General features: G+C 45.5%; 8 protein-coding genes. 4 read left to right on the top strand and 4 right to left on the bottom strand.

Going from position 1 to position 6,119, the window contains the following annotated elements; genetic code table 11:
• Together F6K52_RS30655 and F6K52_RS30650 are read right to left on the bottom strand one after the other, a co-directional pair.
• Positions 1 to 575, bottom strand: a 575-nt coding sequence (locus F6K52_RS30655; RefSeq protein ID WP_293087816.1) for a Uma2 family endonuclease, incomplete at its 3' end; no start/stop codon positions are given.
• 154 nt (positions 576 to 729) lie between these two features.
• On the bottom strand, positions 730 to 879 hold the full coding sequence (locus F6K52_RS30650; RefSeq protein ID WP_293087811.1) for a hypothetical protein: 150 nt from the start codon (positions 877 to 879) through the stop codon (positions 730 to 732).
• A 257-nt stretch (positions 880 to 1,136) separates the two neighbouring features.
• Between F6K52_RS30650 and F6K52_RS30645 the strand changes: the two genes are divergently transcribed.
• The gene (locus F6K52_RS30645) at positions 1,137 to 1,709 is read left to right on the top strand and encodes a Uma2 family endonuclease (protein ID WP_293087805.1); all 573 of its coding nucleotides are present in this window, start codon (positions 1,137 to 1,139) and stop codon (positions 1,707 to 1,709) included.
• A gap of 154 nt (positions 1,710 to 1,863) precedes the next feature.
• Entirely contained in the window at positions 1,864 to 3,699 is a 1,836-nt protein-coding gene (locus F6K52_RS30640) for an aspartate kinase (RefSeq protein WP_293087800.1), read from the top strand.
• A 248-nt stretch (positions 3,700 to 3,947) separates the two neighbouring features.
• On the opposite strand, the gene F6K52_RS30635 is transcribed toward F6K52_RS30640, so the two are convergent.
• Both F6K52_RS30635 and F6K52_RS30630 read right to left on the bottom strand, forming a co-directional pair.
• Positions 3,948 to 4,532: a biopolymer transporter ExbD gene (locus tag F6K52_RS30635; RefSeq protein ID WP_293087796.1), complete on the bottom strand. Its 585-nt coding sequence runs from the start codon at positions 4,530 to 4,532 to the stop codon at positions 3,948 to 3,950.
• Between the two features lie 15 nt (positions 4,533 to 4,547).
• Positions 4,548 to 5,186: a MotA/TolQ/ExbB proton channel family protein gene (locus F6K52_RS30630; protein WP_293087791.1), complete on the bottom strand. Its 639-nt coding sequence runs from the start codon at positions 5,184 to 5,186 to the stop codon at positions 4,548 to 4,550.
• A gap of 195 nt (positions 5,187 to 5,381) precedes the next feature.
• On the opposite strand from F6K52_RS30630, the gene F6K52_RS30625 reads away from it, so the two are divergent.
• On the top strand, positions 5,382 to 5,600 hold the full coding sequence (locus tag F6K52_RS30625; protein ID WP_293087787.1) for a hypothetical protein: 219 nt from the start codon (positions 5,382 to 5,384) through the stop codon (positions 5,598 to 5,600).
• A 227-nt stretch (positions 5,601 to 5,827) separates the two neighbouring features.
• A partial coding sequence (locus tag F6K52_RS30620; protein WP_293087782.1) for a YkvA family protein occupies positions 5,828 to 6,119 on the top strand: 292 nt, incomplete at its 3' end.

The following is a 6,119-nucleotide window of genomic DNA, read 5'->3' as shown; positions in this document are numbered from 1 at the left end:
TCTGTCGTATCGACATTTTTATAAACCCCTTGCCAACGAACTAAGGCTAATTCTAATCTTTCGCTAATTAGTCGTCCTTGTTCATCTTCAGTTAAAGGCTGATAGACGCCATTGTGCAATCTAAATCCGGCAAAATCCTCTGGATTAAACGGGTCGTACCAAAAATATTCTGGTACTCTGACTTGGTCTTGATAAACTAATTTTTTAGTAGTTTTATCCGTGTTGGCTGTACTGTCAGAAATTAGCTCAATAATCACATCAGGTGCTTTACCTTCTTCCCAAACTACCCAACTGAGTCGTTCGGCTTTCGGAACTCCAAGCACTACAAATACATCCGGACCTCTAAAATCTTGATTCTTAATTTGTTCTGTACTGAAGTAAAGAAACATATTACCCCCAAAATAGCCATCCTCCCGCTGGGCTAACCAAGGGTATAACGGGTCAGTCAGCAATTCCATCTGAAGTTTATGTCGTTCCGTTTCCATGGGAATACCGTCATCACAGGGAAGTTCATATTGAGTTGGCGGTATAGGAGGAGTATTAGGCACAACAGCAGAGGTGATAGTTTTAGACATAGTGGTGGTATTTCCTACTCAAATTTAACGCCTATCGCTAAGGTATCGTTGAAACTCGCTAAAAAACCCAGCCGTTGGTTCTGTCTTTTTTGACCAAGCTATGGTATCGGAGTTGCTACACTATAGCGGTTTTAAATTTGGTGAGGTACAAATTTTAGGGAACAGGGAACAGCGATGCAGCGCGGTCTTGGGGGTTTCCCCCATGAGCGACTGCATCAAGACGGGAACAGGGAACAGGGAAGAGATAAGAGGGAGCAGGGAGCAGGGAGCAGGGAGCAGAGGGACTTTTGGCAGCTTTACACAAGTTAATACTGTGAGGTTTATTTTTGTCCAGGTACCTACACTAGCTCTTCTATTAGTAGTCAATTTTCATAGGACAACAAAGGCCTCAGCTTCCGCTAAAAGCGATCGGAATAGTTTAGGGTCGCAAAGGTCAATCGCTAAAACAATTCTATAGGGTTAATTATAATTATAAAATACACTTAGGTTTCTGCTCCCTACTCCCTACTCCCTATTCCCTACTCCCTACTCCCTACTCCCTACTCCCTTTCCTAAAAAATTATGACTTCCTTAACCCTTGATCTCCAATCAATTAACCTTACCGACGAGCAATTTTTCCAGCTTTGTAAAGACAACGATGATTTTAAATTTGAACGCAATGCTAAGGGAGATTTAATTATTATGTCACCCACTGGCGGCAGCACCGGAAACCGGAATGGTAGATTAAACCAACAGTTGTTTAACTGGAGTGATTCCAATGGAACTGGCATTGCTTTCGATTCCTCGACTGGTTTTAAACTCCCCAATGGTGCCGACCGTTCCCCCGATGCATCTTGGATACCATTACAAAGCTGGAATAGTTTAACTCCTCAACAACAAGAGAAATTTCTGCCCCTATGTCCTGATTTTGTGATTGAGTTACGTTCTCCCAGTGATAGCTTGACAGCAATTCGCAAAAAAATGGAAGAATACCGAGACAATGGTACTCGTTTAGGTTGGTTGATTAATCGTAAAGAGCGACAAGTGGAAATTTATCGACCAAGTAAAGAGGTTGAAGTTTTAGAGTCTCCCACTAGTTTATCTGGAGATGAGGTTTTGCCTGGTTTTGTGCTGTATCTTAATTTAATTTGGTGAAGGTTTTTGCTGATTGCTTCCCTAGAAACAAGAGACTGAAAAATTTTTTTTTGTTGACAATTATTTACTCTTCTGTTAACGTATCCAGGTAATTACAATTAACTCAATCCTGGAAACGGGAGTCAAACAAAAAAACAAATAGTGGAATAAGCTTATGGCGCTAGTTGTCCAAAAATACGGTGGTACCTCGGTAGGCTCTGTAGAACGCATACAAGCCGTTGCCCAGCGAATTCTCAAAACAGTGCAACAGGACAATTCCGTGGTAGTGGTGGTGTCCGCTATGGGTAAGACTACCGATGGTTTGGTACAACTAGCGAAAGCCATATCCCCTAATCCCTGTCGTCGGGAAATGGATATGTTGCTATCCACCGGTGAGCAAGTGTCCATTGCTCTATTATCCATGGCGCTACAGGAATTAGAACAACCAGCTATTTCCCTCACTGGCGCTCAAGTGGGTATTGTAACAGAAGCTAAACACAGTAGCGCTAGGATTCTGCAAATCGAAACCCAGCGGCTGGAGCGATGTTTGAAGGACGGGAAAGTTGTAGTGGTTGCTGGTTTCCAGGGCATCACCAGCACTGATGAGTTAGAAATAACTACCCTAGGTCGGGGTGGCTCTGATACCTCAGCCGTAGCCCTAGCCGCATCACTGGGGGCATCTCGGTGTGAGATTTATACCGATGTACCGGGGATTTTAACCACTGACCCCCGGATTGTACCGGATGCTCAACTAATGCCGGAAATTACTGCTGATGAAATGCTGGAATTAGCTAGCTTAGGGGCAAAAGTCCTCCATCCCCGTGCAGTGGAAATTGCTCGCAACTATGGCTTAACCTTAGTGGTACTATCCAGCTGGAGCGATGAGCCTGGCACTAGGGTAATTTCCCCAAGCTCTCCCCCCCGTTCCTTACAGGGGTTGGAAATTGCTCGACCAGTGAATACCGTAGAATATGACACCGACCAGGCAAAAATAGCCCTCTTACGAGTGCCCGATTCCCCTGGTGTAGCAGCACGGTTGTTTGGTGAAATTGCAGTTCAAGACCTAGATGTGGATTTGATTATCCAGTCAATTCACGAACATAATACTAATGATATTGCCTTTACCGTCAATACCGCTATGATCAATCGAGCGGAAGCAGTAGCCGAAGCCATTGCTCCCGCCCTGCGTCGCCAAACCACCCCCGATACCCAAGAAGCAGAAGTGATGGTAGGTAGGGATATTGCTAAAGTCTCGATCACTGGGGCAGGGATGATTGGACGTCCTGGGGTTGCGGCTCAGATGTTCGAGGCTTTAGCGGATGCTGGTGTCAACATTGAGATGATTTCCACCTCCGAAATCAAAGTCAGCTGTGTGATTGATGCCCTCGAATGCGATCGCGCGATCGCGGCCTTGTGTAACTGTTTCGATATCAACAATACCCCCATTCATCTACCCATTCCTCCTGAAGCAGGAGATAGTCACCACTTAACTCCGGTCACCCATCCCCCCGTTCGAGGTGTAGCCCTAGACGTCAAGCAAGCCCGTCTAGCCATTCGTCAAATTCCCGATCGTCCAGGCATGGTAGCCAAGATATTTGGAACCTTGGCAGAGCACAATATTAGTATTGATATGATTATCCAGTCCCAACGCTGTCGAATCATTAATGGAATTGCCACCAGGGATCTTGCCTTCACAGTACCTCAAGCGGAAGCAGAAATGGCTCAGAAAGCTCTACAACAGATCGCACCAGTGATTGGGTGTAGTGAAATTCTCCTGGATGCGGATATTGCAAAAGTCAGTATTGTCGGTGGTGGCATGGTTGGCCAACCAGGGATCGCAGCACAAATGTTTGCTGCCCTAGCTTCGGAACAAATCAATATTCAAATGATTGCCACCTCAGAAATTAAGATTAGCTGTGTTGTTGCCCAAGACCAAGGAGTGCGAGCATTGCAAGCTATTCATAAAGCCTTTGGTCTTGCTGGAAGCAAAAAAATTGAGGTTCCAGCATAGGAATCTAGAGAGAGGGGAGTGTGGGGAGAGGGGCGGGGGCGCGTGGGAAGATAGGGGAGTGTGGGGGGAAAAGTAGTTTTCAATAATTGGGTATAGTTAAAGACATTGTCTTGATCCAAAGCGCGAGTGGTTTGATTTCTGTGTGGGTCACCCTTATTAAGGTGGGGGAAAAAACCCTTTCTGACTCCCCATCTCCCCACCTCCCCATCTCCCCACACCTCCGACACTTCCCACACTTACCAACAACCTTATTTATTTCCAGGCAAGAACTTTAATATGTCATTAAGAGCATCAGAGGAGTTGTTTCCAGGAGAGTTAACCTTAGGCACACCTGTTCCCGATGGCAGGGAAGGAATAAAGTCAATAGATTGACCTGAGGATCCCGGTAGAGTAGCTAGGGCTACGCGATCGCCTCCCACTTGTCGTAGCACATCCAATACCTGAACGACCTCGTTGTAACTGGCCTCCTTGGAAGCATAAAGCGCCATCAACCCATAAGGATTGGTTTGACGATATGCCTGCAGTTTCTTTTTGAACTGCTCTTGGGTTACTACTGGCTCCTGTTCAACGTAGAGTTGACCAAACTCATTAAGGCTAACCATTAAGATTTCCCGTCCTTGAGCCTTAGCAGTACTTGCCTTAGGCAAATCCACGCTCAGGGCTTGCTGGCGAGATAAAGTAACAGCTGCCAAAATGAAAAAGGTCAGAATACAAAAAATTACATCAATCAGGGGAACAATCTCAACCCGAACCTCTTCCGGCGAGCTATCCATTCGCAGTCTTAGAGGATGGACTGCCATTGGGGAAGGAGCTGAATCCTTTTTTTTCGTCATAAATTTTTCCTGTGACTAAGAGCTTTCTTCTTGTTGTAACCAATCTTGTCGATAAAGCAATTCCAACTCGCTTCCAGCTTTGCGGAACACTTTAACTTGGTTAAACCAAAAAGCCTGAAATAGTCGATAGAAAGCCAGACTGATAATCGCCACAATCAAACCGGTAGCTGTGCTAATCAGAGATTCTCCAATCCCCTGAGTCACCCCATCGGTGGAAGCTGTGCCAAGGTCACTAATGCGAATGGAACCCAATGAATTAATCAAGCCCAACACTGTACCGAGTAATCCCAACAGTGGTGCTAGAGCAATCACAGCTTCCAGGAGTTTGTCCCCCCGTCGCATAGCAGCTAATTCATCATCCGCAGCCGACTCTAGAGCCAGCCGGAATACCTCTGGGTCAGGATTATTTAGTCGTAAAGGAGCATACAAATATCTACCGATGGGTTGTCGGCGTGACTCTAGGGCAATTTGTCTAGCAACATGCCAACTACCAGCTGCTGCCTCTAGAACACGATTAACAATTATGCCTTCCCTCAACGCTATAGTTGCCCAAAACCAGATCCGTTCAAAAATTGTACCCATAGTCAGGATCGATAGAGCCAACAGAGGCCACATGGCGATCCCACCTTTTGTAATAAGTTCGACAATATCCACGACTTGCCCTTACTTCCAAATAACTCAGTGGTCTATCAATCTTTTATTGATTTTCAACCACTTGCCAAGAAACTGATCCTATTCTCCACGAGTTAACTGATTAGGTCAGGAAATTTACACTTGGACTTTAGCACATCCGGTACAGAGTGTCTTAGGTAGTGCAGGGAGTGGGGGTAGTTTGGGGAGAAACGGGAGATGGGGAGATGGGGAGAAACGGGAAATAGGGAGATGGGGAGATGGGGAGATAGGGAGATAGGGACGAATTTAATTTCAATGGGGTCTGATCACCATAACCAAATTCCATATAAGGTCAAGCTTCAATTTTTGGTTTCAGTGTGGAATGGGCATCTTGCCCGTTTCAGTGTGGAATGGGCATCTTGCCCGTTTCATTTGCCTAAGTCTTCAAATCTCTAATTCTAGTAAAAACTCTAATCAAACGGGTGGTTATCACCATAGTCGGTTTCTGAAAGAATCTGGCACTATAAATAGTAGCTATAGAGTATTGAGTCCTGTCTTGATGCAGTTGGTCATGGGGAGAACCCCCAAGCGCACCTCTGCATCGCTTAAACCATTAGTTGGAGGTGTGGCTTTCCTACCCACGGAACTTGCGTGAGGGATGAGGTATTAAGCCGCAAATTTTGATGAACAATCCAATTCAATCTTTTTACAACTGGTATCGCAACACTATCCGCCATTCTAAGTATCGCTGGTGGATCATCTTGGGAACCCTAGTTTACTTTCTTAGCCCCATTGATATTTCCCCAGACTTTATTCCCATCATTGGGCAAATTGATGATATCGCAGTTATAACCCTGCTGGTTTCGGAGCTGTCTCAGTGGCTAATTGACTTTGCCAAAACCCGCCAAAGCGAAAAAATTGCCAATGACACTCAAGATCCTAAGGTCAAGACTGTGGATGTAGACTCTATGGGTG

The organism is Moorena sp. SIO3H5 (assembly GCF_010692395.1).
GTDB lineage: Bacteria > Cyanobacteriota > Cyanobacteriia > Cyanobacteriales > Coleofasciculaceae > Moorena.
The sequence above is the reverse complement of the archived record's forward strand: the minus strand, read 5'-3'. Positions and strand labels throughout refer to the sequence as shown.

Bases quoted from the DNA above. Each gene is read 5' to 3' on its own strand.
- F6K52_RS30645 (WP_293087805.1), top strand. From the start codon at position 1,137: ATGACTTCCTTAACCCTTGATCTCCAATCAATTAACCTTACCGACGAG.
- F6K52_RS30640 (WP_293087800.1), top strand. From the start codon at position 1,864: ATGGCGCTAGTTGTCCAAAAATACGGTGGTACCTCGGTAGGCTCTGTA.
- F6K52_RS30635 (WP_293087796.1), bottom strand. From the start codon at position 4,532: ATGACGAAAAAAAAGGATTCAGCTCCTTCCCCAATGGCAGTCCATCCT.
- F6K52_RS30625 (WP_293087787.1), top strand. From the start codon at position 5,382: ATGGGGAGATGGGGAGAAACGGGAAATAGGGAGATGGGGAGATGGGGA.